This is a genomic window from Arthrobacter sp. Y3225116, assembly GCF_059091245.1.
Genome location: NZ_JBNHGL010000004.1, coordinates 25167 through 52055 on the forward strand (window position 1 = coordinate 25167; position 26889 = coordinate 52055).

General features: G+C 61.1%; 20 protein-coding genes and 1 pseudogene. 7 read left to right on the forward strand and 14 right to left on the reverse strand.

What is annotated here, in order from left to right; all coding sequences use genetic code 11:
* The first annotated feature begins 443 nt into the window (after positions 1 to 443).
* Entirely contained in the window at positions 444 to 1751 is a 1308-nt protein-coding gene (locus AC5RV2_RS01125) for a hypothetical protein (RefSeq protein WP_494090784.1), read from the forward strand.
* A 427-nt stretch (positions 1752 to 2178) separates the two neighbouring features.
* Here the strand turns inward: AC5RV2_RS01125 and AC5RV2_RS01130 are convergent.
* The 3 genes and pseudogenes from AC5RV2_RS01130 to AC5RV2_RS01140 form a co-directional block, all read right to left on the reverse strand.
* Positions 2179 to 2544 (reverse strand): annotated as a pseudogene (locus tag AC5RV2_RS01130) (citrate/2-methylcitrate synthase); the annotation flags it as partial.
* A 13-nt stretch (positions 2545 to 2557) separates the two neighbouring features.
* Positions 2558 to 4684: a calcineurin-like phosphoesterase C-terminal domain-containing protein gene (locus AC5RV2_RS01135; RefSeq protein ID WP_494090785.1), complete on the reverse strand. Its 2127-nt coding sequence runs from the start codon at positions 4682 to 4684 to the stop codon at positions 2558 to 2560.
* Between the two features lie 578 nt (positions 4685 to 5262).
* The gene (locus AC5RV2_RS01140; RefSeq protein WP_494090786.1) at positions 5263 to 6177 is read right to left on the reverse strand and encodes a LysR family transcriptional regulator; all 915 of its coding nucleotides are present in this window, start codon (positions 6175 to 6177) and stop codon (positions 5263 to 5265) included.
* Between the two features lie 108 nt (positions 6178 to 6285).
* On the opposite strand from AC5RV2_RS01140, the gene AC5RV2_RS01145 reads away from it, so the two are divergent.
* Entirely contained in the window at positions 6286 to 7347 is a 1062-nt protein-coding gene (locus AC5RV2_RS01145) for an MBL fold metallo-hydrolase (protein ID WP_494090787.1), read from the forward strand.
* 8 nt (positions 7348 to 7355) lie between these two features.
* The gene (locus AC5RV2_RS01150; RefSeq protein ID WP_494090788.1) at positions 7356 to 8687 is read left to right on the forward strand and encodes an MFS transporter; all 1332 of its coding nucleotides are present in this window, start codon (positions 7356 to 7358) and stop codon (positions 8685 to 8687) included.
* A 410-nt stretch (positions 8688 to 9097) separates the two neighbouring features.
* On the opposite strand, the gene AC5RV2_RS01155 is transcribed toward AC5RV2_RS01150, so the two are convergent.
* From AC5RV2_RS01155 to AC5RV2_RS01165, 3 genes are read right to left on the reverse strand one after another with little or no spacing between them, the layout of a single operon-like run.
* Positions 9098 to 11140 (reverse strand): ATP-binding protein, encoded by a 2043-nt coding sequence (locus AC5RV2_RS01155; RefSeq protein ID WP_494090789.1) that lies wholly within the window; start codon positions 11138 to 11140, stop codon positions 9098 to 9100.
* Positions 11125 to 11748 carry a hypothetical protein gene (locus tag AC5RV2_RS01160; RefSeq protein WP_494090790.1) on the reverse strand — a complete coding sequence of 208 codons (624 nt, stop codon included), beginning with the start codon at positions 11746 to 11748 and terminating at the stop codon, positions 11125 to 11127. The genes AC5RV2_RS01155 and AC5RV2_RS01160 overlap by 16 nt, the downstream gene beginning before the upstream one ends.
* Positions 11745 to 12881: a hypothetical protein gene (locus tag AC5RV2_RS01165; RefSeq protein WP_494090791.1), complete on the reverse strand. Its 1137-nt coding sequence runs from the start codon at positions 12879 to 12881 to the stop codon at positions 11745 to 11747. Before AC5RV2_RS01165 ends, AC5RV2_RS01160 begins: the two co-directional genes overlap by 4 nt.
* A 391-nt stretch (positions 12882 to 13272) precedes the next feature.
* On the opposite strand from AC5RV2_RS01165, the gene AC5RV2_RS01170 reads away from it, so the two are divergent.
* Complete coding sequence (locus AC5RV2_RS01170; protein ID WP_494090792.1) at positions 13273 to 14475, forward strand: PDDEXK family nuclease; 1203 nt, start codon at positions 13273 to 13275, stop codon at positions 14473 to 14475.
* Here AC5RV2_RS01170 and AC5RV2_RS01175 read toward each other — a convergent pair.
* Positions 14371 to 14901 (reverse strand): recombinase family protein, encoded by a 531-nt coding sequence (locus AC5RV2_RS01175; RefSeq protein ID WP_494090793.1) that lies wholly within the window; start codon positions 14899 to 14901, stop codon positions 14371 to 14373. The two genes, AC5RV2_RS01170 and AC5RV2_RS01175, sit on opposite strands and share 105 nt — an antisense overlap.
* 304 nt (positions 14902 to 15205) lie before the next feature.
* Between AC5RV2_RS01175 and AC5RV2_RS01180 the strand changes: the two genes are divergently transcribed.
* Positions 15206 to 16891 (forward strand): formate--tetrahydrofolate ligase, encoded by a 1686-nt coding sequence (locus AC5RV2_RS01180; protein WP_494090794.1) that lies wholly within the window; start codon positions 15206 to 15208, stop codon positions 16889 to 16891.
* On the opposite strand, the gene AC5RV2_RS01185 is transcribed toward AC5RV2_RS01180, so the two are convergent.
* The 6 genes from AC5RV2_RS01185 to AC5RV2_RS01210 form a co-directional block, all read right to left on the reverse strand.
* A complete protein-coding gene (locus tag AC5RV2_RS01185; protein ID WP_494090795.1) occupies positions 16875 to 17030 on the reverse strand; it encodes a hypothetical protein in 156 nt (51 codons plus the stop codon). The genes AC5RV2_RS01180 and AC5RV2_RS01185 overlap by 17 nt on opposite strands.
* A gap of 88 nt (positions 17031 to 17118) precedes the next feature.
* The gene (locus AC5RV2_RS01190; protein WP_494090796.1) at positions 17119 to 17340 is read right to left on the reverse strand and encodes a hypothetical protein; all 222 of its coding nucleotides are present in this window, start codon (positions 17338 to 17340) and stop codon (positions 17119 to 17121) included.
* A 42-nt stretch (positions 17341 to 17382) separates the two neighbouring features.
* On the reverse strand, positions 17383 to 17979 hold the full coding sequence (locus tag AC5RV2_RS01195) for a hypothetical protein (RefSeq protein ID WP_494090797.1): 597 nt from the start codon (positions 17977 to 17979) through the stop codon (positions 17383 to 17385).
* 337 nt (positions 17980 to 18316) lie between these two features.
* Entirely contained in the window at positions 18317 to 19867 is a 1551-nt protein-coding gene (locus AC5RV2_RS01200) for an APC family permease (protein WP_494090810.1), read from the reverse strand.
* A 188-nt stretch (positions 19868 to 20055) separates the two neighbouring features.
* The gene (ftcD, locus tag AC5RV2_RS01205) at positions 20056 to 20994 is read right to left on the reverse strand and encodes a glutamate formimidoyltransferase (RefSeq protein ID WP_494090798.1); all 939 of its coding nucleotides are present in this window, start codon (positions 20992 to 20994) and stop codon (positions 20056 to 20058) included.
* Between the two features lie 53 nt (positions 20995 to 21047).
* Complete coding sequence (locus AC5RV2_RS01210) at positions 21048 to 21692, reverse strand: cyclodeaminase/cyclohydrolase family protein (protein WP_494090799.1); 645 nt, start codon at positions 21690 to 21692, stop codon at positions 21048 to 21050.
* A gap of 612 nt (positions 21693 to 22304) precedes the next feature.
* Here AC5RV2_RS01210 and AC5RV2_RS01215 point away from each other — a divergent pair.
* Positions 22305 to 23537 carry a saccharopine dehydrogenase family protein gene (locus AC5RV2_RS01215; protein WP_494090800.1) on the forward strand — a complete coding sequence of 411 codons (1233 nt, stop codon included), beginning with the start codon at positions 22305 to 22307 and terminating at the stop codon, positions 23535 to 23537.
* 718 nt (positions 23538 to 24255) lie between these two features.
* On the forward strand, positions 24256 to 25290 hold the full coding sequence (locus AC5RV2_RS01220; RefSeq protein ID WP_494065292.1) for an AAA family ATPase: 1035 nt from the start codon (positions 24256 to 24258) through the stop codon (positions 25288 to 25290).
* Between the two features lie 216 nt (positions 25291 to 25506).
* On the opposite strand, the gene AC5RV2_RS01225 is transcribed toward AC5RV2_RS01220, so the two are convergent.
* On the reverse strand, positions 25507 to 26814 hold the full coding sequence (locus tag AC5RV2_RS01225; protein WP_494090801.1) for an Nramp family divalent metal transporter: 1308 nt from the start codon (positions 26812 to 26814) through the stop codon (positions 25507 to 25509).
* Between the last annotated feature and the right edge of the window lie 75 nt (positions 26815 to 26889).

Consider the following 26889-nt stretch of genomic DNA (forward strand, 5'->3'; position numbering starts at 1 on the left):
CCACGACATATCTCCCTAGGAGTTAAGGCAAGCCTCGAAGACCTGGAAGCGCGTCTCGTTTCCGGGTCTTCGCCTCCGAGTAATTTGGTCCGTGCCTGCGATGCCGAGGCATCAACAGCTGTTCTAAAACCGGAAGGGCGCCGAGTACATCCGGGCAGAAGTAATCACTCACGGGGCATGTCTTGCTTGGCTTAGTCAAAAAGGACAGTCCCAGTGGAAATCATCAACGTGCTGTGACCCAGACTCTGAAGCACTGGACTTGACCTTAGACAGGCCGGCTTCCCGCTCCCAATCCTAGGTGCCGCAGGAAACGGACAACTGGTCTGAACAACCCCGGGCAGGGGCTTGACCTCTGAGTTCAATCACCTATGGTTGGACCATCTAATGGGGCAATGATTGATCAAAGACGGTTCTTTATGTCTTCATCGGGAAAGAGGCGCAACGTGTCAGAGACAATCGAATTCGCCAAATTCGTAGAGAAGTTCAAGGCCGAGGTTCCGGGAGGCCCCGAAGGGGACCGGGTGATGCGACTAAAAGATCCCCATCCTTTCGTTGACACCACATGGGCGGACATCCAACCCGATCGGCTTACTGACGACCAGATCGACAGCTGGTTCAACTACATGGCGTGGAACTTGTGGGAGCTTATGGCTTCCCGTTCCACCGAAGGCGAATCTGGTCTGATTCCACGCCAGGAGTACGAAACGCTCTCATTCGTGCAGCAGTGGGACATATACCCAGATGCCATGCGAACCATAACGGAGAAAATCGGCGTCGACGGTCTGGTGGAGCTGGGGAAAGTCTCAAAGAGGGAAGTTGGGACAAAGGTTAACCATCTCCGCAACTACGCTTGCGCTCTGATGGCTCTTCTCGGCCGCGGAATCGGCGTGAAGCTCGACCTTGTCGATCCTGTGGCCTCCCGTGGAGACGTCGAAACCGCCATCCAGTTCGGACGACGCTTATGGCATGGCACTTGGGGCGACGGGTCGGGCCTGGCATCCGGCAGAGACTTCCAACTGCCACACCTCGACCGCGACATTCTCGATTCGCTCCTCGACAAAGCCACGTCACTGGAGGACCCCGAGCGGCGAGCCACCTTCCGCCGATTCAATGCAACGACCGAACTGTTCGGCTTCATGCTCCATTACGACAATAGGCTCGGCATGGGAGACACCGGCCCCTATCCGCTTCCCGGAGGGGGATTCGCTTTAGTGCGAGACCATTTTCTGCACGAATCGGCCTATTCCTGGGGGGAGGTGGCCCAAGGCATGCCATATGCCATCTCGGAAGTAATGATCTTTGGGAATGATGATATTGCAGTAAGGATCAATGACATCGGAACAACCTTCACCACACCTTCCACCTACCTCGACCACCTCGAGCGGGTGGCTGTTTTTGCCCGTGACACTCTTGAAACCCCCATGTCCGAGCTGCGGCTGCTCGGGGACGACGAGTTGAAGAGCCTCGCATCCCGAGCAGAGAAAGGAACCCTGGACCTATATCGCGCGTATGCGAAGAAGAGCAGGGAGGAGAAGATCTGGGATGGTATTACGGTTTACTCTCATGACTTTATGCGGCCCCTAGCCCGCCGGGCGGGCGTTTGGGAAGAAGTACGCCAGGGAGGCTTTGACGCGCCCACCGATCTCACCAGAAAAGCGTGGCCGATTTTAACAAGCGGACGAGCAGGGGAAATCCTTGCACCCGTCTTCATCATGGGAGACGGGTTTCCGTCGGTTCGCCTAAATTCCTGACGGCGCGCCCTCTGGTAGCAGAACGACCCTGGAAAGCCGCCGGCTATGCTGACCCTAGACTTGGCTACGTCAAGAAAGAGTAACGTCGGCTGCTTTCCCGCCTTCGGCAGCCTAAACCACTATCGCTCCGACTGGGCGGAGTGATAGTGGCGGGCTCTACCTTAGTTCCTACGTGAGTCGGGGTTGGTCTTCTTCATAAGCAACTGCTTTCTAAATAAGAATCTCCAGTGGTTTTCGAATCAAGTTGTTTGGCACTAATGAGCTGCATCGGCTCTCTAGCTTTCACTGCTCATTTTTGCTAGGAGCATAGTGGCGGTGGGGCACCGTAATCGTGGCGGTAGGATCGACGATCCGGGTGATCGTCCGGTGCCACACCGCAGTTTGAGGGCACCTGTAACCGGTTTACGACGTCTACAGCTGTGCTCTTTCAGAGAGAGCGTTCTGCCGGGCCGTTGTATTCGCTGAGCGGACGGATCAGCGAGTTCGATTCCAGCTGCTCCATGATGTGTGCGGTCCAGCCGATGATGCGGCTGGCCACGAACAGCGGGGTGAACATTCTCGTGTCGAACCCCATCAGGTGGTAGGTGGGGCCGGCGGGGTAGTCCAGGTTCGGCTTGATGTCCTTCGCCTCGGCCATCGCGTGCTCCAGCCCGTCATATAGGCCGAGGATTTCGGGGCGGCCGTAGTTGTCGATCATCTTGTCGAGGGCGGCCTTCATGGTCGGCACGCGGGAATCACTGTGCTTGTAGACTCGGTGGCCGAAGCCCATCACCTTCTTCTTGTCAGGCCTGGCCGAGGACCGTGGATCACCACACGACGTCCTCGCCGAAGGTGTCCAGCCGGAAGCTCTGCTGTGGCCGTTCGTCGACGACCTCGAAGGCGAGGGTCTCGGTGTGTCCGTTGCCGTAGCGGTCGGTCCAGACCACCTCGGCCAGGTGCATGCCGTTCTCGAGGTCGGCCGACAGCGGGATGCGCCACAGGTGCGGGGAGCCATCGGCGAGGTTGCCTTCCACCGGGCGCGGTGCGGAGGGTCCGTAGACCTGGCCGTTGTACAGGTGCAGGCCCTGGGCCTCCGGGTTCCCCGAGGTCGACTGGTAGGACATCCGGGCGCTGGTGAGCTGGCGGATCAGCGCCGACGGGTCGGACCACTCGACGCCGCGCCGAACCTCTTCACCCGCCGCTGGCTGGGTGATCTCCGCGGTGACGGGTTCGGCACCGTCGATCGAGACGCTGACGGTGGAGTCAGTGGTGCCGGCCCAGACGTTGGCGGTCAGGTAGGTGCCCCCGTCCAGGTCGTCGCGGGTAATCATGTTCTGATCCCCGAGATCACCCAGGGTGAGCGGGGGCACCGCGTCCTTGTGCTTGTTCTCCCAGGTGACGGGGTGTTCGTCGCGCCAGTCGATCAGGGTCTGCGCCCAGTGGCGGTAGTGCGGGGAGCTCAGGCCCAGGCCCATCTGGTCGCCGTCCCGGCCCGTGGCATGGAAAGCGTGCCGGTAGTCCGTGCCGGAGAAGTCGAAGGTCCAGAAGCCCGGCAGCGCGCCGTCGCCCTGGAAGCTCATCGGCTGGCCGTCGACGTCGTAGTCCCCGGCGTACCAGTCTCCCGACACGGCGCCGGCGACGATGTGGTCGAACGGCACCGCCTTCACCCCAACGGCCTTCTCCCATGCCCCGAGGGAATCTCCCTTGGCCATCGACTCGACCCAGTGCGAATGACCGGACAGGGACAACGCCTCGCGTCCTTCAAGGAGTTCGTAGAGTGTGCGGACGTCGTCGGTCTGGTGCTGGGCGCTGTCCGCGCCGGAGTGGGACACCAGCGGGATGTGCGTGGCGACCACCACGCGCTTGCCCTTGGGCACGGTGGCCAGATCCTTCTTGATCCAGGCCAGGGTGTCTTCCCCGAGGCGGCCGTTGTACGCCGGGGCGCCGGCCGGGTCCTCGCAGGCCGGCCGCTTGCCGTCGGCGTTGTCGTCCTCGGGCGTGCACGGGTATTTCACGTTGTTCAGCGCCAGCACGTGTACCTCGCCGACATCATAGGAGTAGTTCTCCGGTCCCCAGTGCTGCCGGTAGGTATCGAACGACCACCGGGCGTCCGTGGCGTCGAAGTCCAAGTCATGGTTTCCGGGGATGGCGCGCACGGGCATGCCCATCAGGCCCAGGGCCTCCTTCGCCCGGTCGTACATGCCCAGGTCATCGCCGGCGATATCGCCCAGCAACAGGGCGCCGCAGTCGGCGGCATCATAGGCCGCTGCCTCGCGCAGGGCACCGTTGCGCGCATGGGAGATCTCCTGGTTGGAGTAGGCCTGCGGATCGGCCAGCACCAGGCACCGGATGTCCTCGCCGGCCGAGGAGGGATTCTTGGTCAGCGGGAAGTTCACCGCGGCGGGCAGTGCCCCGGTGGGTTCCAGGCCGCCGAAGCGCAACTCCTGCTCGGCGGTGCCCTGGGGGGCGTGGGTGTAGGAGAACTGCGCGATGTTGTTCTCGTCGACCGGGGTGTCCCAGCCGGCGGGCTTGGTGACGAAGAAGGTGTCCTTGTCCTGTGCCGGCAGCTCGTAGCGGCCCTTGGCATCGGTCTGGACCACCTCGCGGCCGTTGGACACCGTCACCCCCGCGATGCCCTCCTCGCCCTTATCCCGGACCGAGTTCTGGTTGGCGTCATCGAAGACCACGCCTTCCAGGACATCCTTCCCTGTCTCGCCATCGGTGACCACTTCCGGACCGCCGACGTAGGTCGTGGGGTCCACCCCATCATCAACGGGCTTGTCTCCGCGGTGGCCCTTGGCGGGAGCATGGGCCGGCGGGTTGCCCTCCGCGCCGGAGTGCTTCGGCGGATCCGCCGAAGCGATCTGCACGCCGAAAGACGCCAGCGGTGCCAGCAAGGCCAGGGCGGTGCCGCCCATCAGGGCACGACGACGCCGGGAGACAGGGGAAGACATACAGATTCCTTTCGCCAGGGTGATTGCTGTTGGAAGCAATCCCTCAAGGTAGGACTTCCGTATGACGGACCGGTCCCTCGTCCGCTACGACCGGGTGAACGGGCGGCAAAGCCTGGCCTGCGCAGGCTCCAGTTGCCGGCACCGGGTGGAAGCGTGCTGCGCCCTCCAGTTACCGAATCCTGCGAATCAAGCCGCCCGTCAACAGCCGGCCCGAGTAGGCCGGTCGGGTGAAGGTATAGGTCCAACCATGCTGACCTCTACTGCCCAGAAAGAGCTGCCTTAGTATGTCTCAGTATCGCTTCGGAAACCCTTGTTATATCAGGGTGGAATTGCAAAGAAAGCTGACCATCTAATAGTAAGAATGCTATTAACTCACCTTAAGAAAGCTGATCAATTGCATGTTGCAATATGGCGCGGCCACACTCCGCTGACCTGGCTGTACTGCCCAGGCAGTTACCTAGCCCAGCCTTGAGAGACCCGGGCGGGGCGTACTCCCGTCATCGGCGCCGTTATCGGACAGCTGGGGCCGGGGGGGGTACGTCCAAAACACGTGTTGCTCGGTGTCCAGGCGGGTGTGGTTACTGGACCGGTGACTTGTTGGGTGTGAATTCCTGCTGGCAGTACTCGAGGAGGGCGCGCACTTTCCCTGAGGGGGCAGTTCCACGCGGGGTCGCTGCCACGACGGCATTCTCAGGCAGGTCGTCCTTGATTCGCCGGTAGGCCAGGGAGAGTCCTTCATAGGTACGGTCGCCCATTGGCCTGCCCATCAGGACGGAGTAGGCCAGCCCCCGTGCTACGAGCGAGCGGATGGTTTCCACGTTGGTGCTGCGCCATTTGATGAACGGTTCGAACCCGGCGCTCCGGAGTTGGTTTTCGGCCAGGTCGCGTGCCGGTTGAAGCGCCAGGAGTGCGGCCGGGGAGTCGCGGAGGTCCCGAAGTGCTATTTCGTCTTGGGCAGCGAGGGGGTGTTCGGGGCTAAGTAGGAGCTGGAGCCGAACGGGCGCGATCGTGGTCTGGTCCATCTCAGTGTTGATGTGCAGTGAGTACATCAGGCCGACGTCGAGTTCGCCGTCGAGCAGCATTTGCTGCAGAAGGTCGGAGGAGCCTTCTGTGAGTTCGATGTCGACGGCGGGGTGCTCGAGCGCGAAGTGTTCGATGATGCGGGGTAGCAGCCAGGGCGAAAGTGAGCCGAAGCACCCGATCTTCAGCGGTCCGACGAGTTCACCGTGGAGCCGTTGGGCGGCAAACTGCAGTTCCCCCGCGTCCGCCACGATGGTTTTAGCCCGTTCGGCGACCCAGCGGCCGGTCGGCGTCAGTGCGGCGCCTTTGGCCTTCCGACGCAGGAGTAGCTGAACTCCGAGGGCGGCTTCCAATTCGGTCAACGCCAGCGAGAGGCCGCCGGGGGAGACGTGGCAGCGACGGGCAGCGGCGGTGACCGAGCCCAGTTCGGCCACGGCCAAAAAGTATTCCAGTTGCCGGAGCGTGACATTCATTAGGAAATCATAAGTTGTTTGTTTGTTCTTTGTGATTTACAAAAATTAGCGTACTCCGGATAGTAGATATCTAGAACCTGTGATCTGTATTACCCACCCGGAGGAACGATGACCGTTGAATCAAGTAGTTCGAAGCTGAAGCCCCACGTTGTGGCGCTCGGCACGGCGGGCGGTCCCCGTTGGTGGAAGGGCGCTAGGCAAGGCCAAAGGGCTGGCATAGCGACCGCCGTAGTCGTCGGAGATGCGGTGTACCTGGTGGATCTGGGGCACGGGGTCGGCCGGCAGCTGATGATGGCGGGACTGCAGATTCCGCAGATCCGCGGGATTTTCCTGACCCATCTGCACTCCGACCACACCATCGATCTGGCCAGCATGACCGTTTTCGGTTTCCTGCATATCGTCGATCCGTCACAGCGGCCCATCCGCATCTTGGGACCCGGCGACCGCGGGGCGCTTCCTCCGGCATCGCCGCGGGCGGTTGAAGTGCCGGAACCGGTCTTCCCGGAGAACCCCACACTTGGCACGAAGGACATGGTGAGTACGCTGCTGCGCGCGTACTCAACCGACATCAATGATCGAGTGATCGATTCGCTGCGTCCGTCTCCGCTGAAGTACTTCCAGGCCGAGGACATCGCGGTCCCCGAAGAAACCGGCTTCCACCCAAACGACAATCCGGTACCCGGCATGGAACCCTTCGAGATCTACCGCGACGAACTGGTCACCGTGACGGCGACGCTGGTCAAGCACCCGCCGATTGCTCCGGCTTTTGCCTTCCGATTCCAGACGGCCGATGGCTCCGTGACCATCTCCGGAGACACAGCACCTTGCGACAACCTGGTTCGGCTGGCCCGGGACACCGACCTGCTGATGCACGAGGCCATCGACTTTGACTGGGTCGAGCGGGCTTACGCGCACGAGGAACCGGCGACCGCACAAGCCTCGGTGGACCACCACCACAAATCCCACACCAGTCCGCAGCAGGCAGGGGAGGTTGCCGCCCGGGCGGGAGCCAAAGCGCTTGCGTTACACCACCTCGTCCCGGGAACGGCAGATCCCGCAGTTTGGCACCGGGCCGAGGACACCTTCGAGGGCCAGGTCTACGTTCCGGACGATCTGGAGGTTATCTCCTTCGCCCGACAGGAAACCCTTTCCTTCGCTACCGCAGAATAGGTATGACGATGACGACATCACCCAGCATGGAAACTGTGCGGCAGAACCCGGCCGACCAAAGCCTGAACACCAAGCACATGCGGAGGATCCTGGCCTCCAGCTTCATTGGCAGTGCCATCGAGTATTACGACTTCCTCCTCTACGCCACGGCCGCTGCCATCGTGTTCGGCCAGGTGTTCTTTACTGACCTGGGGCCGGGCATGGCCGCGTTCGCCTCCTTTGGAACGCTGGCGGCCGGCTACGTGGCCCGACCGCTCGGCGGGGCAATCTTCGGCCACTTCGGCGACCGCATCGGCCGCAAGACGGTCCTCATCATCTCGATGATGACCATGGGCGTCGCCACAACCATCATCGGCTTGTTGCCCACCACGGCCCAGGTCGGCGTTGCCGCTCCCATTCTGCTCATCACCCTGCGGGTGGTTCAGGGTTTGGCTGTCGGAGGGGAGTGGGGCGGCGCCATGTTGATGGCCCTCGAACACTCCCCGGATAAGAAGCGCGGCTTTGCGGCCAGCTTCGCCAATATGGGTGCGCCCGCCGGAGCCCTGCTGGCAACTCTGGCCGTAAGTCTCTTCACCCTGCTGCCGGACGCACAGTTCTTGGCCTGGGGCTGGCGAGTTCCGTTCCTGATCAGCATCGTGCTGGTGACCGTCGGGCTCGTCATTCGGCTGAAGGTCAGCGAAACGCCACTGTTCCAGCAACTTGAGGCGAAGGCCGAATCCAAGAAGATTCCGCTGGCCGAAGTGCTGACCCGGCACCCCAAGAACCTGATCCTCGGCATCATCGCCGGCACCAGCGTCTACACCATCGCCGGCATGGTCACCGTCTGGGCCGTTTCCTACGCCGTCGACGCCGGCGCCGACAAGACCGGCGTCCTGAACGCCAAGGCCCTTGCAGCTTTCGGCATGATCATCACCACCATGGTCGGCGCCCGGCTCAGCGACCGGTTCGGCCGCAAACCGGTCATGCTCACCGGCGTGATCGCGGCTGCAGTCTGCGCTTTCCCCATCCTGTGGCTGGTGGACAGCGGAACCGTGCTTGGCTTCACCGTAGCGGTCGTGGTTGGGCAGGCCCTGCAGGGGCTGATCTTCGGCCCGTTCGGCGCGTTCACCGCCGAACTCTTCCCGACGCGCATGCGCTACACGGGCGCGTCGCTGGCCTACCAGAGCGCTTCGACCTTTGGAGCCGGTTTCACTCCGGCGATCGCAGCGGGCCTGCTGGTCCTCGGCGGCGGCAGCCTCACCCTGCTCGGTTCGGTGTGGATCCTGGCCTTCGTGGCAGCAGCTGGAGCAATCCTGCTCACCAAGGAAGGCCGCGACCGCGACCTCGCCAACTTCCAGTAGCCGCACCTCACGCGGTACACGGCCGAAATTCAGGAACGCCGGCGCTTCGACAACGGAGGCGCCGGCGTTCCTGAGCCTCATTACCTTGCTGGTTCAGCGACGTATGCGCCCTATCAGCGCGAAGCGCTGGTACTCCGAACTGCGGGCTGGGATTCGTTAGGGCGGCAACTCAATTACCCATGTGAGTAGACGAGTAAGGTTTTCAACGAGGGCTTACAACCGAACATATGCGCTGTTATCGGCTGAGCGGAGAGAACACGGACAACAACAGTTGCAACTCCTTTGCCCGCTGAGGTCATCATCAATAATGGAGTACGAGATCGGGCGGTAGATTCACCGCGAAGGACCTGCAGTTGATTGCCCCCTTCACATCGGCCCATCACATAAGCAATAACAGCTTGGTGCATCCTTTAGTTAACGGCGTCCCAAATGAGCCCGTAGGGGTACTCCTCCGCGCGTCGAGTGAACCGTACGACGACATCGTCCGCGACAGAGTCGGGCGGGCTGTTGTCGATCACGATAAGCTGCGCCCCTTGTCCGTCGGTGGCGAGCCAGTTCTTCGCGTGGGCATAGAACCGGTCGACGAGGGCAGCGTCGGCGAAATCGTCGTCTGGACTAGCATTGTGGCCGAGGTTCTTCTGGGGACTGTCGATGATGAGCAAGCCTGGAGCGTTCGCGTCCTGTTCGTACGCTACTTCCCACAGGGCGAGATTCCAGGCGAGGGCGATTATGACCATGCCACCGCTGCTCGCGTTGGTGTATTGCAGGCCGCGGACGTACGGGATGAAGTCTTCTCCGATGTACGCATTGCTGAGCTTTGGATAGCCGATGTCGGCGAGGATAGCAGCGAACCTGTCGGACAGTGCCCGTGCTATTGCGTCGCGGTCCGGTCGGGTTCTCCGGCGGGCCCGAGATAGTCGGTCCACGTCCCCCTGCAGCGACTCCACGAGAGAGCAGCTCTTATTTACCCATTCCCATGCTCGCACACCACTTTCCGCTGCTTGGCGAGCAAGTTTCGCCGACGTGATGTCGTCCGTGAGCCGATCTCGTAGCGCCAGCCATGGAGCAGGGCTGGCGACGATCGCGTCCACGGCTGCGGCCGCTTCGGTTGCGTTCCGTTCCGCATTTGCGGCGTCTCGCACCAACGCCGCATGGTCGACTGTGAGCCGGGCCATGTAGTCGTTGAGATTGACGAGCCGGGACTTCACCGCACGAAGCTCCGCACGAATCAGCCGAGTACCGTTAGGGTCGCCTGTCGCCAGCTCATTCGCGTCGGCGGCCGCATCTGCTAATGCCCCCGTAGGGGGAGAGTCCTCGAAGTTCGCCGCGATCGGCTCTGGCGTCCCGGCATCAATAGGATGCTGACAGAGGGAACAACTCCCATCCGTTATGGATGGTGTCGGATCCAGCGGGTTGAAGCAAGCCGGGCACTGGGACACTCGTAAAGGATCGAACGATGCTTCTGCATCGAGGAGGAAGTTTAGCTTCCGGCGGTCGTCTATATATTGGCTGCGGAGCGAATCGAGCCGATCGAGAAGCGACTGGCGATCCCGAACCTGCACACGTTTCATCGAAGCGCGGCGCTGCGCCGTGTCGAGAGACCGGCGCATGTTCGCCGAAGCGCTCTCGGTGCTTCGCCGTTCTGCGTCAAGGTTGCGCAATTGGGCATTCAGTTCCGCAATGAGGATCGACTGCTGGTCGACGATGCTCTGCAACGCACCGAGGCCGTCCGGGTAGTCTCGTTCAGCGCTAATGATCAGGCCTTCGAGACGTGCCTGTGCACTGTTGCGTTGCTGAACTGCACGGCGCTGCTGTTCCGCGAGGACTGCTTCCTCGTTGTCGTACACACCGAACATGACTTCAATGGTCTGGCGATATTTCTGCTTAACCATGAAGTGCTCGCGCTCGTAAACAAGACTTTTCGAGTCGAGGCGGTCGTTGGTAACTATCAGAACCCGAAAAACGTCCCGAATGGACAGCATTGCGGACGCAGTGCTGTCCTTGATGACTGAATCGGACAGCCGCACCCCGTCGAGGCCCGATGATGCGAGAACAAACTGCGACAACCCTGATGGGTCTCCGGTCGGCTCAATATTAAGCCTGAGCTCGGCGCTGTCCCCAATGTTTTCAAATGCGGACTGCCAGACTGTGGCGAACTCGGACGGGGATCCAGCGGCGGTACGCTCAATCACGGTCGGCTGATCCCCAAGGTCCAGTTCGAGAAGTGCCCCGCGTACGCGTGCGCGTATCTCGTCGTGCGGGGGAAGGTAGTTGCCGCCGAGACAGTAGGCGATGAAATCGACGATGGTTGTCTTACCAGTCAATGACGGGCCGGCAATGATGGAGAGGGGACGGTAACCGTCCGTGGCACCTTCCGGCTGGAAGGAGACCTCGTAGCTGGGTGTAGTAGCTGACGCACCCATGAGCCGCAGCCGTTTCACTCTGATACCCACGCCGAGTTCCTTTCCTGGTTCATAAAGACAGCGGTGGGCACGTCAGCCCCGCGAACGCCGTCGAGAAGGTCGAGTAGGAGCCATGAATGACCCAGCCAACGTTCGACGTTCTCTTGCAGTTGCTTGTTCGAGAGCCGTGTAAGGCGTCGGAGGACAACGCTTGCGGATGCCCGGAACCCGTCGGCGTATGAGGATTGCAAGCTTTCGGCGATTCCTCGGCCCCGCTCGGTAATGACGAACTGCGCATCGGCGAGATGGACCAAGCCGTACGCAACGAGCTGCGCAAGGTCACCGCGAATCCGTTCCCTCCGAGACACGAATCGCTGCCCGGTGGAGGCGTACGACAGCTGTGTGCGCGAGAATCCCGCGAGTATCAGAGTGTTCTCGTCGGCCGCGTCCCCGCTGCTTCCGCCATCGATGACAACCCAGGGGTTGTCTGCGAAGAACTCGTAGTAAGCGAGCCGATCGAGAGAGGCAATTTGCCTGCCGTCGTGTCTAGCGGTGGCAAGAAGGAGAAGCAAACGAGCACAACGAAACGTGCGATTATTTTCCGGCACAAACGCTGGCGGCACAGTCATATCGGCCGCCTTTGAACCGTCACCCATCATGCGTCGACGCCTTCTTCCACTGGTGTCTCCGCTTGGCGTGGCAGCTCCGGCTCAACGCGGTAGTCATCTTCAATGGAACGATTGACTATCAACTCTCCGCCAGCGTTAGCGGTCGGGGCGGCGGTGCTCTCATGGGGTACGGTCGAGCCGATCGCAGTCTCTGGGATATGGGATTCAGCGACCTCCCGCCAGTGCTTCACCCAGCCTGCCTTGCGCTGCTCGACGAGCAGGTGCGCAGCACCTTGTTTATGCGCGCTTTGCAGAGCGAGGCCTGGAGCGTCGGGGACTGTAGCCGCTTCGCGGATGACGGTGCCGTAAAGGGGGAGCATCCTCCCATTTTCGTCGCAGGTCGAAACATGTTCGTTGAATCGGGTCTCCCACACCCCGTGCACGCTGAGCTGAACGGTGCGGAAGGCGTGAAGCGCCGTGACGGATTCCTTCGCTTCCAGATCGCGACGTAGTGCGTCGGTCGCGAAGTACATCCCGCACGCGGCGCTGGTTTCCGAGAACCCGGCTTCATGGAGCTGCCGGACGAATAAGGCGTCATCGAATGCCGCGTAGTCGTCGGTCAAGGCTACTTCAGGGACCGACGCAACCTGGGCTACCTGCTGCGTGAGGGTGTATGGAAAATACTCTCTGCGTACGTCATAGGCTTCGCTGCTCATAAGCCGTTGACGAAGTTTGTCGCCTTGCCAGATAGTTACCCTCGTTCCGGTCTGCTTCGTCATGCGTCTCGCCCAATTAGAGAACCACTGCATCTCCTTCGGGTGAAGAATCGCAGGAATGACGAGGGTCCATTCGACAATCCGGTGCCCTTCTTTTTCTGACTGCCTCTGAGCCGACGTGAACGAATCCCGGACCTGTCTTCGGGGGCCGTCATCTTGCCAGGAACGGACGTACTTCGACTGCCAAACCCGAACCTCACCTTTTCCTAGCTCCCCGACAAACGTGTCGATACCCCAGTCGTTGTGATTCCGTGCAGAGACCGTGGTCGCGTCGTCCCATTGAGTGGCGACGAGGTCAGTAACGAATTGTTCAAACCGGTCACGGGCTGCGCCGTCAGAGCTGCTGTCGGCGTCGAAGCGGCGAAATAACTGTGAGGGTTCCGGAAGCTGATGCAAAAGTTCGCTCACCCACGCCTTCGACTGCACAGCTGCCGAATGCGGTCAATACTTTTCTCCTGGTCGCCAGACATAGGATGAATCTACATTGGCTTTGTACTATAACGTTGCACTTACTGATCGCGCCGTACTGCCGGTCAGCAAAGGCCACTGACGTGCGACGAAAGCGGTTGAGGCTCAGCATGGCTATGAGAGAGCTTTATGTAGCTTGGCGGAACGCCTCAACAAAGGCGGTTTGCCAAGGCAGGAGGGCCGTCTATTGACGGCCACCCGAACGTTTGAGTTCCGAAGGTGGCTTTGTCTCACTGTGTGCTGAAGAGCTCTTCCGGCTGTTGGAACACGAATTCAGTCACAATCGTCGAAGTCCGCCGTGAGTTTAGTGACTCTCGTGCAAAATAGCGCCATGGAGCAAGACAAGAGCGTGGCCGCATCCACTCCAAAAGCACCGCGTCGAGTGCCGAAGTTTTACTACGGCCTGGAACGACCGGAGATGAATCGGCTGCAGAAATCTTTCTACCACCGTACCTTCCTCCCTTCGTTGCTCGCCGGCGACCCTGTGGACGTGCAGGGGCAGTCCGGATATGGGGCCGTATTGGTGCACGAGCTGTTGGAAGAGCGCCGGACCAACCCGATCGAAGCCCGACGCATATTGGAGTCTTTCGTGATGGCATACCGTAGCGGTGATCGACCTTATTATGCGGAGTCCGCGTTGGCTGACTTCTACTTTGTTGAGGGTGACTTTGTTTCCGGTTACGCTGCACTCGGCCCATGGGTGACCCCGTCGCACCACCTATCACTTGCGGCGCATCTCGACCACCCTCCACTTACGGCAATGCAAGTTTTTAGGTGGGCAGAAAACGGAATCACGAAGAAGGGCGTCCGTCACCTCGAGGCGATTTTCCACGCGCTTCAGTCACGCCTCGATGAATTCCATCGTTCATATGGCAAAAGCCGCGTGGAGAATTTTTGGCGACGAATGACTGCCGACGGCTCTGTCATTGAAGTGGCGGCCAGCATCGAAGACGACGTAGTGCTGCGCATCCCAAGCGCCGCTGTCCTGGCTCTCATCTCCAAAGCGCGTAAGGAAAGCCCGCTGGGAGAACCGCCTAAAGCTTTTCAGGAGTGGCCCGAGTATGAGGAGCCAATTGATTGGCCCGCCCCGTGGGTTCGTTGGAGTCGGCATGGTGCGCTCCTTTTTGCTCTATTTCGGACTCTCACACGCGATGCCGAAAACATCGCTCGAGACGAGGCTGAGATTCCTCGAGTAGGAGAGGGATGGGTTTCGGAGATGACACTCCTGCGCCAGGTGCAGACAGCATTCCCCGATGAGCGCGTCGTGCTTCAGGCGCGCCCAGGATGGCTAGCACCACAGAGCCTCGATATTTATCTCCCGGATCACAACATCGGAATCGAATACCAGGGCGTTCAGCATTCAACGCCCGTCAAGTACTTCGGCGGCGCCAAGGCGTTCGAGCTTCAGCAGCAGCGAGACGCCCAAAAGCTAGGCATCTGCAGACAGAACGGCTGCCGGCTCATCGAGGTGCACCCGGGTTATCAACTCGAAAACGTAATCGCTCGGGTGAAAGACGCAATTCATAATGGCTAACGGCGTCCCTGGTCTCACCACCGCCCCTTCAAGGGTCCGTTCGGCCAACTGGTCGCGTTCGAGCTGGGCGAAGGCGGACATCACGGTGAGCATGGCCCGACCCATGGCCCCCGTGGTGGTGATGCCCTCAGTCAAGGACCTGAAGTGCACGGCCCGTCCTTCTAGATCATCAATCAGGGCCAATAGGTTCCGGGTATTGCGGCCCAGCCGGTCCAGCTTCCAGACCACCACCTCGTCCCCTTCCCGCAGATGGTCAAGCATCCGATCCAGTTCCGGGCGGCTGGCCGCCTCAAGACAAAAGGGCTGATCACAGAGGCTGAAAATGCGACGAAGAAGAGCGAGATTCTGAAAAGCCTGTAGCTGGATGGCAGCACCATCGTGTTCCCAACACCAGCGTCTTCTACCGCATGGATGCAACGGGGCCAAGCGTCAAGCGGACGACACTTGACAACCATTGATTGCAAATAGCGACTGGCAGAATCAGGCCGAACCAGCTCTCGCCCCGGAGCCGAAATTCCGGCTTTCGGGCGCTGATCCGAGTAGGCCCGAACGCCGTGCGGGCGGTGATGTCCGGGCACATGGACGCGCCGTCCCATAACAGGGCGGAAACGTTGCACCCCGCGCGCTGTTTTGCTTCGGCCCCAACCGGTGACGGGGGCGTTTGCGGCTGATACGTTGGCTGTGGCAGCACTGCTGCCCTGATGACCCATGCGAGGGAAGAAGGACGAAGATGTCTGCACCGGCTCCGCTGACCGATCTGGAGATTGCCCGCCGCGCTACCTTGCGGCCCATCAGCGAGATTGCCGAGGAGGTGGGAATCCCGGCGGAGGCGCTGGAACTTTACGGCAGCTATAAAGCGAAGATCGATCCGGCCAAGCTCGGTGCGGGCTTCGAGGAACCCCGCGGCCAGGTGGTCTTGGTGACGGCGATGTCGCCGACTCCGGCCGGCGAGGGCAAGTCGACGCTGACGGTGGGATTGGCGGATGCGCTGGCCAAGGCAGGGCACAAGACCATGGTGGCCATCCGTGAACCGTCGCTCGGGCCGATCCTGGGCATGAAGGGCGGGGCAACCGGCGGCGGCTATTCGCAGGTGCTCCCGATGGATGACATCAACCTGCATTTCACCGGAGATTTCCACGCCATCACCTCGGCGAACAACGCGTTGATGGCGCTGGTGGACAACCACATCTACCAAGGCAACGCCCTGGGCATCGACCCGCGCCGGCTCACCTTCAGACGGGTCCTGGATATGAACGACCGGGCCTTGCGCCAGGTAGTGATCGGTCTGGGCGGGCCGACGCAGGGAGTGCCGCGGGAGGCGGGCTTCGACATCACGGTGGCCTCCGAAGTGATGGCTGTTTTCTGCCTCGCGTCGGGCCCGGCCGACTTGAAGGCCCGACTGTCGCGCATCACCGTCGGCTACACCTATGACCGCCAGCCGGTGACCGTGGCTGACCTGGGCGTGCAGGGTGCCCTGGCCATGCTGCTCAAGGACGCGATCAAGCCGAACCTAGTGCAGACCATCGCCGGCACGCCTGCCTTTGTGCACGGTGGCCCGTTCGCCAATATCGCCCACGGCTGCAATTCGCTGCTCGCCACCCAGACCGCCCGGAGGCTCGCCGACGTCGTGGTCACCGAGGCCGGGTTCGGTTCGGATCTGGGCGCGGAGAAGTTCATGGACATCAAGGCCCGCGCCGGAGGATTTGCGCCGTCGGCCATAGTAGTGCTGGCCACCATCCGCGCGCTGAAGATGCACGGCGGCATCCCCAAGGACCAGCTGGAGGAATCCAACCTGGCAGCCGTTCAGGCCGGCATCGCTAACCTCGAACGCCACGTGGACAACGCTGCCAAGTTCGGCCTCACACCGGTGGTGGCCATCAACAAGTTCACCACCGACAGCCCGGAGGAACTGGACTGGGTGCTGGACTGGTGTCGGCAGAAGGGTGTTGAGGCGGCGGTGGCCGATGTCTGGGCTCAGGGCGGCGGCGGAACCGGCGGCGACGCGCTGGCCGCGAAAGTGGCGCAGGTGCTGCAGCAGCAACAATTCTTTTCCCCGCTGTACGACCTGGACCAGACAGTGGAGAAAAAGATCGAGACCATCGCCCAGCAGATCTACGGCGCGGACCATGTGGAATTCACCAGTCCGGCCCGCAAGCGGCTGGCCGAAATCGAGGCGAACGGCTGGGGCAAACTGCCGGTATGCATGGCCAAGACGCAGTATTCCTTCACCGACGACCCCTCACTCCTGGGCGCCCCCAGCGGTTTCAGCATCACGGTGCGCGACCTGATCCCCAAGACCGGCGCGGGCTTCATCGTCGCGCTGACGGGCGACGTGATGACCATGCCTGGTCTGCCGAAGGAGCCGGCGGCGGGCCGGATGGACGTGGACGACGGCGTGATCACCGGACTCTTCTAGCGCCACCAAGGGTCCTCCGGCCCGGACCGAAGAACGACCGGGGTGGTTCCTCGGCCCCGGCTTGGCGCCGCACCACCGGAGTCCGCAGCGCCAGCAGGGTCAGGGCGAAGGAGCCGATGGTGGCTATGGAAAACTTCACCCAGATCAGCGCCCGCGTCGGTACGCCAGCTGGCTGGGCCGGACGCTAATCCAGTGTCGAACGCCTCCTTCGGGGTGTTCCTCTGCCATTACCTGTTCCTGACCTGGTTGACGTTCCACGTCTTCGGCTGCCACCCGGCCAGCAGGATGTACGTGGCGGTAAAGATGCACAGGGCCGCCGCGGTGACGCCCAGCCCCACGTAACTGGACGGCGTGATGATGTTGAGCAGCGGCGTGGAATCCTTGTGGATCCAGTGCCAGATGTTGAAAACGGTGGGTAGGGCATCACAATATCGGCGCTCGGGAGGCATCAACGTTGTGAGTCGAAGATCTGTTTCTTCATCTGCTGGAATTCAACCGGTGTCAGATGCCCTGATTCCAGCATCGTCGCCAGCCGTTCCTGCCATTTCCATCTGGTCGCCCTCAGAAACTGCATGCTCACCGACGTTCGGCAGTGCCTGACCCAGGAGATCAAGGGCCGGCGGGGCCGGGCCAAGGACCCGGTCTGGGCGACCCGCATGCTGACATTGTCTACGGGGTCCGCTGGACGATGCGGTACACGGTGCTCCGGGCGACCTTGATGAGTTCGGCGATCTCGGCGGTGTGTGTTGACCTCCCTTAAATAGGGAGACGAGGTGGGCTTCCTGGCTTTTGGAGAGTTTAGGCTGTTTGCCGCGGAGTCGGCCTTTGGCTTTGGCGACCTGCATCCCTTCGACCGGGTCGGTCGGGTCAATAATGGATCCGCCGATGCTCAGCTTCACGTTCTTCTTCGTGAGTTCTTCGACGATGTCGCGGGCATCGGACAGGGGGGCGGGCGAGCCGGTCGAGTTTGTGATGGCCAGGGCGTCGCCGGCGCCGACCGCGGCGAGGGCTTCACGGAGGCCGGGTTGGTCCCGGTTGGTGCCGGTGAACCCGTGGTCGGTATAGATCCTGTTTTCGGGCACACCCAACGCAGCCAGCCCGTTTCGGTGGGAGGTGAGGTCCTGCTCGTTGGTCGATACTCGCGTTAGCCGATGATGTGCGCACTCATAGCTGCAACTGTAGCGATTGGGCTACCTTCACCGGGCATTTTTGCGGGCGGGGTATACGCGGGAGACCAGCTTACGGGACTGTCCAGACATGCCACTGTCGAATGCCCTTGGGCGAACGGGTTTCTTAACTCTTATCGTGGGTACGCGGACGGGTCATACCGTCCGGGACGCACCATCACCGGCGGAGAGGTCGCGGTCATCCTGTACCGCTTCGCCAGCCGAGACTGAGAGGAGGCGCCCGGCACCGGTCCCGTCTTTACAGCCAGACATAGAAGAGTAGGTACCCGAAGGCCATTGAGCCTGCGCCGCCTGCGAGCGCCACAAACGGCCATATCCCGGCGCGCTTGGGCGGGAGTTCTGTAGCTCCCACGGGAACTAGGTCCTCGTACATTTCTGGCGGAAATACACCCTTATCTTGAACATAATGCCTATAAAGAAACACTGGAATAATCAGAAAATGGATGCAAAGCGCGATAAGAAGAACATTCGATCCCCACAAATTTGCACCGGCTCCAATCAAAAACGTATTAACAAAAGCCAAAACGGTGCCAACCACTATAATCCAAGTCGGAGCCCTAAACGAACGGTCCGCATTTGGATTGTCGACCCTGTGGATCCATGCTGCATTCAAATTGTAATAATGCGACAGAACGTAATTGACGGCGGAAATAGAGAGAACAAATAGATAGTCTGACACCATGAGCAGGCCGGTCGCGAAAACTAGGTCTGTTAACATGGAACGAGTTGGCACTTGTCGTGCATTCGTGTGGTTCAAATAGCGTGGGAAAAAGCCGTCTTTTGAGCCCTGGTATGATGTCCTGGAGGTCCCCCCGATGGCCGTCATACCCGCGATAACTAACGTCACCATCAACATCACGACGATGATGCTAAGGAAGACATCGTTTGTGGTCACCATGCTGGCCAGAGCACGACCAACGCCAGTGCCCGCATCAATGGTGGGATCTGTCATCCGCTCCGTACCCAGCACCCCTTGAAACATATGGGGGACTGAAATGTAAACAGCCAAGGCAACCAATCCGGCGTAAATGATAGCTCGCGGACCATCACGTTTAGGTTCTTTCAGCTCACCCATGTAACTCGCAGCGGTTTCGTGCCCATAAGCCGACCACGCGGCCAAGAATAGTGCGCCAATGAATGTATGTACGCCAAGCACGTTCCAACTCCCTGAGAGTGGAACGTAGGGCACGAAGTTGTCAGCGTCGAAACGCCCTAAAAACAGAGGGATTAGTACAACCACAAGAAGTGGCAGTATGCCGCCAAGCGCGAAAACAATTTGAGCTTTCGAGAAATTCTCTACTCCAGCACGCTGAATTAGCCAGATTGCCAGCATGATGACAAAAGCGACTAAGAACTGCAAATCGATTCTTACCGTGAGTCCCTCCAAGACCCAGTCGAGGTCGAGAAGGTCCAGACTCCAGGCGCGCCACGGATGCGTGTCGGGTACAAAAATTGACAAGAAGTATCCGGCAGCAAGACCGCTCCCAATAGCGATGATGGGTGCCCATGCAAGCCAGCTCCCCCATATAGCTAGCGGAGCCGCCACTTTGCCGTACCGAAACCATGCCGTAGTAGCGTAATTGGATGTCTGGCCCGACTTGTTGGGATGCATTCCAACGAACTCTGCGTAAGCAATCGACTGGACGAACCCAAAAATGATCGAAATAGTCCAGACCAGCGGAGCGACAGGGCCAACAAGGGTCGAGATTCCACCCATGCTGAAAAGAACTAGGGCAGGCGCTCCCATCACCATGAACACAACGTGCGGCCACCGTAGTGCTCGATTCATGCCGTGCGTGGCCGCGCCCGGAGGTCGGCGGGGGTTTTGGCGTTCTCGGGCGGAAGCGGAGGGGCTGCTCACAACTCTCGGTCCTCTCGGGCCATGAATAAGTGAATGGGGCGTTTCGACGGGCTTCGCGATCAAAGGACAACGGGACGACACGCCAGTCGACGTGTAACCCCCGAATTGCAGCCGAACTAGTCCAGTTCGAGGATGTGATTCTCCAGGACCTGGGTCTTGTAGTCCCAAGGCCCGTTGATGCCCTCGAGTTGCAGGTACCACTCCGCAGTCTGAACCAGGACTTCAGCACTAATAGTGCCGCAGACCTGACCAGCAATGACACGGACGCCGTATCGTGCGGCCTCGTCTCTGAGAAGGTTGAAGACGCGGTGAAGCGGGAGGCTCAAGGGGTCGGTGATTTCACAGGACACCATCACAACCTCCTTCTTGGTACGGCGGTGCGTCTGAGGAAGCCCGATGACGCCCTGAATATTGGTAAAACCGCCGGTCTTATAGCGCACCGCGCTTGCGAGCTTCTTCGCGATGTCCAAGTCTTGGGTGTCCAGAAGGACGTTGAAGTAGGCGTCGTGGTCCTTAAGCGCACCAACGATTGTTGCACCAGCAGTCTCGTGCAATTTTGCCGGGCCTAAGTCAGGCTTGCGGTCCGGATCGCCTGGTATGTCCGCCTTAGCGCCCTTGTAGTTTCCCTTCCGGATGAAGGTCAACCCCTCGTTCTCAGGCTTGGTTGCATTCATTCCAGTAAAATATATAGGGACTCCGTATCGGGCGAAGAGTTCGTTCCCAAGGTCATCCGCGAAAGCTACTATTTCCTCGTCGCTCAAGCCCTTGGCGTTATAGATTTCGATGGTGTCAAACGCCCCGATATGCGGATGGCGGCCAGTGTACTGATTCATGTCGATGAGTTCGTATGCTTTAGCTGCAGCATCGAGAAGCGCCTCTTTAACAGCTTCGGGACGCCCGAGAACTTCGGCCGGCAGTCTTCCGAAGTCGGCATCGGGCTCATAGCCGATCAACTTGACTCCCTCGCGATTGCGAAAACAGTCCATGATGGCCTCAATCACCTCCTCGTTTGCACCTTCGCTGAAGTTGGGGTCGGTCAGAATGTACTGGGACACGGTAGGGGTCTCCTCTTGGAAGGGGGGGTAGGGTACTGGGTTATGGTCGTCCCTCATGCTTGTGAGAGGCGTGCCTCGCATATCGCAAGAATCTCGTCTGAGAGCATTTGGGCTTCTGCGTCGATGGTCTCCGCCTCTCGGCGTAACGTAACGACATGTGCTTCATCTCGAATGGATTTCATGTTGATGCGGACGTTGTACAGGGCACCTTGAACGCCCGCGTGAGCCATGAGCGCCGAAGTGGCTGCATCTGTGACCGCGTCAGGGTTTCCGTTCTTTGCGATCAGAACGGAAATTTTCAGGACTTGTAGGCATTTTGTTGCGGTGTCGAGGGGCACCGAGGCGGCCGATCGATATCCCGCCTGAATGGCTTCTTTTCTTGCCGATACTTGTTCCTCAGTATCTTTCGGCATCTGGAATGCTGCCATTACTCCATCGAAAGAGGCGGCGTCCGCCGCCACAGATTGGAGCAACTCCTGGCTTAGGCCAAAAAGCGATTCCAGAGCGTCCCGTAAGTCCTGCTGCTCCGAGGGTGGAAGTTCGGCGAAGTACTTTTTCCCAGTCGTGAGTCGAATTACCATCGTCGAGAGCGCTGCGGCCAGTGAACCCGCCAGAGCGGCGATGCTCCCGCCACCCGGAGTTGGGCTGTTGGAGGAAGTCTTGAGGACGAATTCCTTAAGTGACATTTCAGTTAACACGTTGCCTCCACGCTGAGGGTGTTACCAACATCAATGTACTGACACTATGGTCCAGGCGTGGTCAGGAGTCAACGGTTCGCCTTGAACTCCTCAAAAATGCCCGCGTAGGCGCAATCGAAGAACCATTTGAGATCGCCTGTCAACGCCGGCTGAATTTTGACCCCTTTTTGCTGATTGAAGATTGACCCCCTTTGGTGGTTTTTAGTTGTTGGTTGTGTAGTTTCTTCTGGCCTTGACGGGAGGGCCGGCGTAGCCCTGGTAGCCCATTAGCGCTGTGATTCACAGGATCTTCCGCGGGGGGCGTCTCTTCCATGTAGCGGTCAAGGACCGGCTATTGGGACGGTGTGTGAGGAGACTCCCGCCGCCCAGTCCCTGACCCTTGAGGTGTCAGAGTGAAATTGAGGACTTTGGCCTCAAGGCGTCAGAGATCGGAGATTTGAACTCTAACCTGACGTCTTTCAGCTATCTTCCTGACGTCAGGTTGGGGTGTACCTGAACTGGCAACACACGGAACGCGAGCCAGTCTCCCAAGCAGGACCACTCACGGTACCCGAGGACCAAAGCAAGGAGCCGTGTGTCAGCTTGGAGTTGCCGCTGTGAAAGGCTGCAGTTATGGACAACTCATCCCGGGAACATGACCTCGTTCTCTACGGAGCGACGGGTTTCGTTGGCCGACTGATCGCCGGCTACGTCGCGGAGCATGCACCGGCCGGCATGCGAGTCGGACTCGCGGGCCGGTCGAAATCCAGACTCGAGGCGGTTCGGTCGCAGTTGCCGGTCGCGGCACACGGATGGGCCCTCATCGAAGCCGACTCGGAGGACGCGGACTCGATCGCTGCCCTGGCCGCGGGCACGCGCGTGCTTCTCACAACCGTCGGTCCATACATGAAACACGGATTACCTGTCGTCGACGCCTGCGCACGGGCCGGTACCCACTACGCCGACCTCGCGGGTGAGGTGTCCTTCGTCCGGGAGGCGATCGATCGCTACGACGCTCTGGCCAGGACGAGCGGGGCCCGGATCGTGCACTCCTGCGGCTACGACTCCGTGCCGTCCGACCTCGCTGTATTGCTGCTTCATCAGGCAGCAGAAGCCGATGGCGCTGGCGGTTTGGTCGAGGTCCAACTCGTCGCTACGGCCAAGGGCGGCATCAGCGGAGGCACGCTCGAGTCGATGCGCGGGCAGCTCGACGCGATGCGATGGAGCACCGCCCTGCGGTCATTGGCCGCGGACCCCTACGCTCTGAGCCCCGACCGCACACGGGAGCCGACGACACAACAGCCTCCTGACGCCGGTCCTGTGCGCCGTTCCGATGACGGCACCTGGACCGCGCCTTTCATCATGGCCGCGGTCAACACTCGGATAGTGCGCCGCAGCAACGCATTGCAGGGTTGGGCCTACGGCCGCTCCCTTCAGTACGGCGAGGTGATGGGGGTAGCCCGCGGACCGGCAGGAGCGGTCATCGCCAGGGCAATGGCACTCGGGCTCCGGGCATTCACGGGCGCGATGGCGTTCCCGCCGACCCGGGGAGTGCTCGACCGCTGTCTTCCGTCACCAGGTTCGGGTCCGAGCACCAGCACGCAGCGCGCGGGCTGGTTCCACTCCCAGGTAACCGCCCGCGCCGAGAACGGGCACCGATACCAGGCGATTGCTGCTGGCCCCGGCGATCCCGGCTATGCCGCCACCGCCGTGATGGCAGGGGAGACTGCACTCGCTCTTGCCCTCGACGGTGACCGGCTGCCGACTGCGAAAGGGTCGCTAACACCGGCCACTGCACTCGGCAACGTGCTCATGCAGCGACTCCGTGCGGCCGGCCACACTTACCAGGTAACCAAACTCGCCTGAACCCAGATCCTGCAGGTCCCCTGATGACGGGGCAATCATTGACTGGACCAGTCCGACTAGCGGCGCGATGGGATTTCGCCGAGGGAGTATGCCAGGGTCATCTAATGATCGCGACCAGCGATGCTTCCAAATCGGCTTTTAACCCTGGGCCGCCCCGGCGCGCACCTTCACGCGCTGAGTCCAGACCAGCACTCTCCTCCAAGTCGCGGAGCCCTTGAGCAGCCACTCCCTCTGCCCGTTTTTAAGGGCCGATAACCGTGAGTATGTCCGGACAGGTGCCTCGAAGAAGCATCCTCCAACGGGACATTCACGAGCCCTGGCGGAACATGAATTCCATCTCGCTGGCGCCATTCACAGGCATGCATAGTTCTCGCTCATCAGTGTCGCGGTCGAGGACCGGCTTACGAGACAGTCAGGCCGAGTGCGCAGGGTGGGGCCCTGAGCAGGGAAGGGCGGCGACCCTAGAACTCGGATAACCATGCTCCTCCATAACGGAGACTTGTATGGCAGGTCGTTGGCAGCTTGCGAACTACGGACGACCTGCGTCCAGGGTTTCCCCCGTTGATCGGAAGGGACAGTCTCCTCATTGTTCTCCGGCCAGTGCCCGCATCATCCAACGGAGAGTCCTGTGTCGCGTGAACTGCGGCCAGAAGGTAACGGGGTGATACTAGTGTGGCTAACCCCACCCCGGCCGGGAACCGGGTACTACAGTGGATGCATGGCTGCCAGCCGCAATCCGCTCGACGACCTGCGCGAAACCATCGGCCATCTGGCCGATCAGCTCAAGCTGCACGGTTCGGAGCGCGTCGACGATCTGGTCGGCGATCGCATCGGTGCGAGGCCCGGGCCGGCCCGGCCGCTGTCCGAGGTGCAGGCCGAGCTCGACACGCTGGTCGGACTGGGGACCGTGAAGGAACAGGTGCGGGCCCTCGTCGCACTGCTCCAGGTCCAGGCCCGCCGTAAGGCGCACGGACTGCCGGAGGTGGCCACATCACAGCATCTGGTGTTCCTCGGAAACCCGGGCACGGGCAAAACCACCGTGGCGCGGCTCCTGGCCGAGATGTACCGCGCGGTCGGTCTACTGCAGAAAGGCCACCTGGTCGAGGTCGACCGTTCGGGCCTGGTGGGGCAGTACGTCGGCGCGACCGCCATCAAGACGGACCGGGTGATCCGGCGGGCGCTGGACGGCGTCCTGTTCATCGATGAGGCCTACGCGCTGGCCCCGGACGACGGCCGGGCGGACTTCGGCCCCGAGGCGATCGAGGTCCTGCTCAAGCGGATGGAGGACCACCGCCACCGCCTGGTCGTGATCGTGGCCGGGTACCCGCAACTGATGGAGTCCTTCCTGCTCTCGAACCCCGGACTGCGATCCCGATTCGCCCGCGAGATCACGTTCCCCGACTACTCCATCGACGAACTCCTGACGATCTTCCACCGGATGCTGGCCCAACACGAGTACACGCTGGAACCGGGTGCGGACCAGATGCTGCGCCGCATTTTTACCGGGCTCCACGCAGGCGAGGACTCCGGGAATGCACGGTTCGCCCGCACGCTGTTCGAGCAGGCGCTCAACCGCCAGGCGCTGCGGCTGTCGCTGGACGGGGAACAAAGTTTCGATGCGCTCGATCGTGAGGCCGTCATGACGCTCACCGAGGACGACATCGTCGAGGCCGCGCTGGCCTTGGGCGAGGAGCCGGAGCCGGAACCAACGCCGGAACCAGAGCAGTCACGCTGGCGGCGCTGGCTGGCCTGACCGGCAAACGGCGGTGCGATCCGAACAACCAGCTGCCGGAGCATCCACCAAGGGAAGACGGAAGGCCCGCGACGTTGCGGGCCTTCCGGACCTATAACTTCTCCCCATGGCTGCCGAGGCGTCCTTGCCTCGGGACTGCAGTGGCGGCCAAGGCCGGCTATCCTCAAGGACGCGCCGGCGGGGCTGGGCAGCCGCTGAGCCACCTCACCCTGGGTGTCAGCCGCCGAAGAGCGGGGCGACCGACTTGACCAGCTGCTGGATACCGAGAACGCCGAACAGCACGGCACAGATGCCCAGCGCGATGTTGGTATGGAGGCGGTTGGCCCACGCCTTGGGCACGCGGCTGCCGTTGAGCAGGCCGAGCAGGGTCAGGGCAAGGAACGGCATGAACAGCGAGCCGAGGACGCCGTAGGCCAAAATCAGCGCGATGGGCTTGCCCATGATGAACAGCAGCATGGGCGGGAAAGTCAGCCAGAGCACATAGAACTTGAAGTACTTGCCCCCAATGCGGGTGTCCGGATGGCCGGAGGGCTTCTTGCGCATGTGGCCCCAGAAGTCGGCAAACATCAGGGACACACCGTTCCAGACGCCGATGATGGAGGAGAACGACGCCGCCCAGAAGCCGATCAGGAAGGTGGTGCCGACGACCTCGCCGTAGCGATCGTTGAGGACGTTGCCCAGATCCAGCAGGCCTTCATCGCTCCCGCTGATGGAGACTCCGGCCGAGCGGACGACCTCCGCGCCGACGATCAGCATGGCAATGACGAAGATGCCGGTCATGACGTAGGCCATGGAGTTATCGATGCGCATGACACGCATCCACTTGGGGGTGTACCAGCCCTTTTCACGCAGCCAGTAGCCGTAGGCTGCCAGCGTGATGGTGCCGCCGACGCCGCCGGCGAGGGCCAGGGTGGACAGGAGGCCGCCTTCGGCCGGGATCGAGGGGATCAGCCCCTTGAGCATTTCGGGGATGTTGGGAACGGCAATGATGGCCAGGCCCACGACGGTGACGAACATGATGCCGACCAGCACTGCGGTGATTTTCTCGAAGGTGGCATATTTGCCGAACCAGATCATGACGAAGCCAGCCAGGCTGTTCAGGATGGCCCACGCCCACAGCGGGAGCACCGGGAACATGGCGGCCAACGGCAGCGCTGCCGCGGAGGTGGCGGTGGCGCCGTAGACGAAGCCCCAGATGATGATGTAAGGGCCGAAGTACCAGGTGGTCCAGCGGCCGAGCGTCAGCCAGCCTTCGAAGATGGTCTTGCCGGTGGCCAGGGTGTAGCGTCCGGCGCCTTCGACCAGGACGATTTTCATGACGACACCGACGATGACGGCCCAGAAGAGCTGGTAACCGAATTGGGTGCCGGCCACCAGGGTGGCGACCATGTCCCCTGCCCCCACGCCGGTGGCCGCTACGACGAGCCCGGGGCCGACAATTTTCCATTTGGCGGGCTTGCCGCCGTCGTCGTCAATCCGGTCGGCGTGGTTCACCGCTCCGGTTGGCGCGTTGTACTCAGACATTTGGATTTCCTGTTCTTGGAAGAATTGGTGCAATCGACGTGAGGCTTGTTCCGTCAGGGCAGCCTCTGGTTCTTT

Excerpts from the sequence above, each read along its gene's own strand:
- AC5RV2_RS01135 (WP_494090785.1), bottom strand. The coding sequence starts at position 4,684 with ATGTCTTCCCCTGTCTCCCGGCGTCGTCGTGCCCTGATGGGCGGCACC.
- AC5RV2_RS01140 (WP_494090786.1), bottom strand. The coding sequence starts at position 6,177 with ATGAATGTCACGCTCCGGCAACTGGAATACTTTTTGGCCGTGGCCGAA.
- AC5RV2_RS01145 (WP_494090787.1), top strand. The coding sequence starts at position 6,286 with ATGACCGTTGAATCAAGTAGTTCGAAGCTGAAGCCCCACGTTGTGGCG.
- AC5RV2_RS01150 (WP_494090788.1), top strand. The coding sequence starts at position 7,356 with ATGACGACATCACCCAGCATGGAAACTGTGCGGCAGAACCCGGCCGAC.
- AC5RV2_RS01160 (WP_494090790.1), bottom strand. The coding sequence starts at position 11,748 with ATGATGGGTGACGGTTCAAAGGCGGCCGATATGACTGTGCCGCCAGCG.
- AC5RV2_RS01170 (WP_494090792.1), top strand. The coding sequence starts at position 13,273 with ATGGAGCAAGACAAGAGCGTGGCCGCATCCACTCCAAAAGCACCGCGT.
- AC5RV2_RS01180 (WP_494090794.1), top strand. The coding sequence starts at position 15,206 with ATGTCTGCACCGGCTCCGCTGACCGATCTGGAGATTGCCCGCCGCGCT.
- AC5RV2_RS01190 (WP_494090796.1), bottom strand. The coding sequence starts at position 17,340 with ATGCCTCCCGAGCGCCGATATTGTGATGCCCTACCCACCGTTTTCAAC.
- AC5RV2_RS01200 (WP_494090810.1), bottom strand. The coding sequence starts at position 19,867 with ATGAATCGAGCACTACGGTGGCCGCACGTTGTGTTCATGGTGATGGGA.
- AC5RV2_RS01215 (WP_494090800.1), top strand. The coding sequence starts at position 22,305 with ATGGACAACTCATCCCGGGAACATGACCTCGTTCTCTACGGAGCGACG.
- AC5RV2_RS01220 (WP_494065292.1), top strand. The coding sequence starts at position 24,256 with ATGGCTGCCAGCCGCAATCCGCTCGACGACCTGCGCGAAACCATCGGC.
- AC5RV2_RS01225 (WP_494090801.1), bottom strand. The coding sequence starts at position 26,814 with ATGTCTGAGTACAACGCGCCAACCGGAGCGGTGAACCACGCCGACCGG.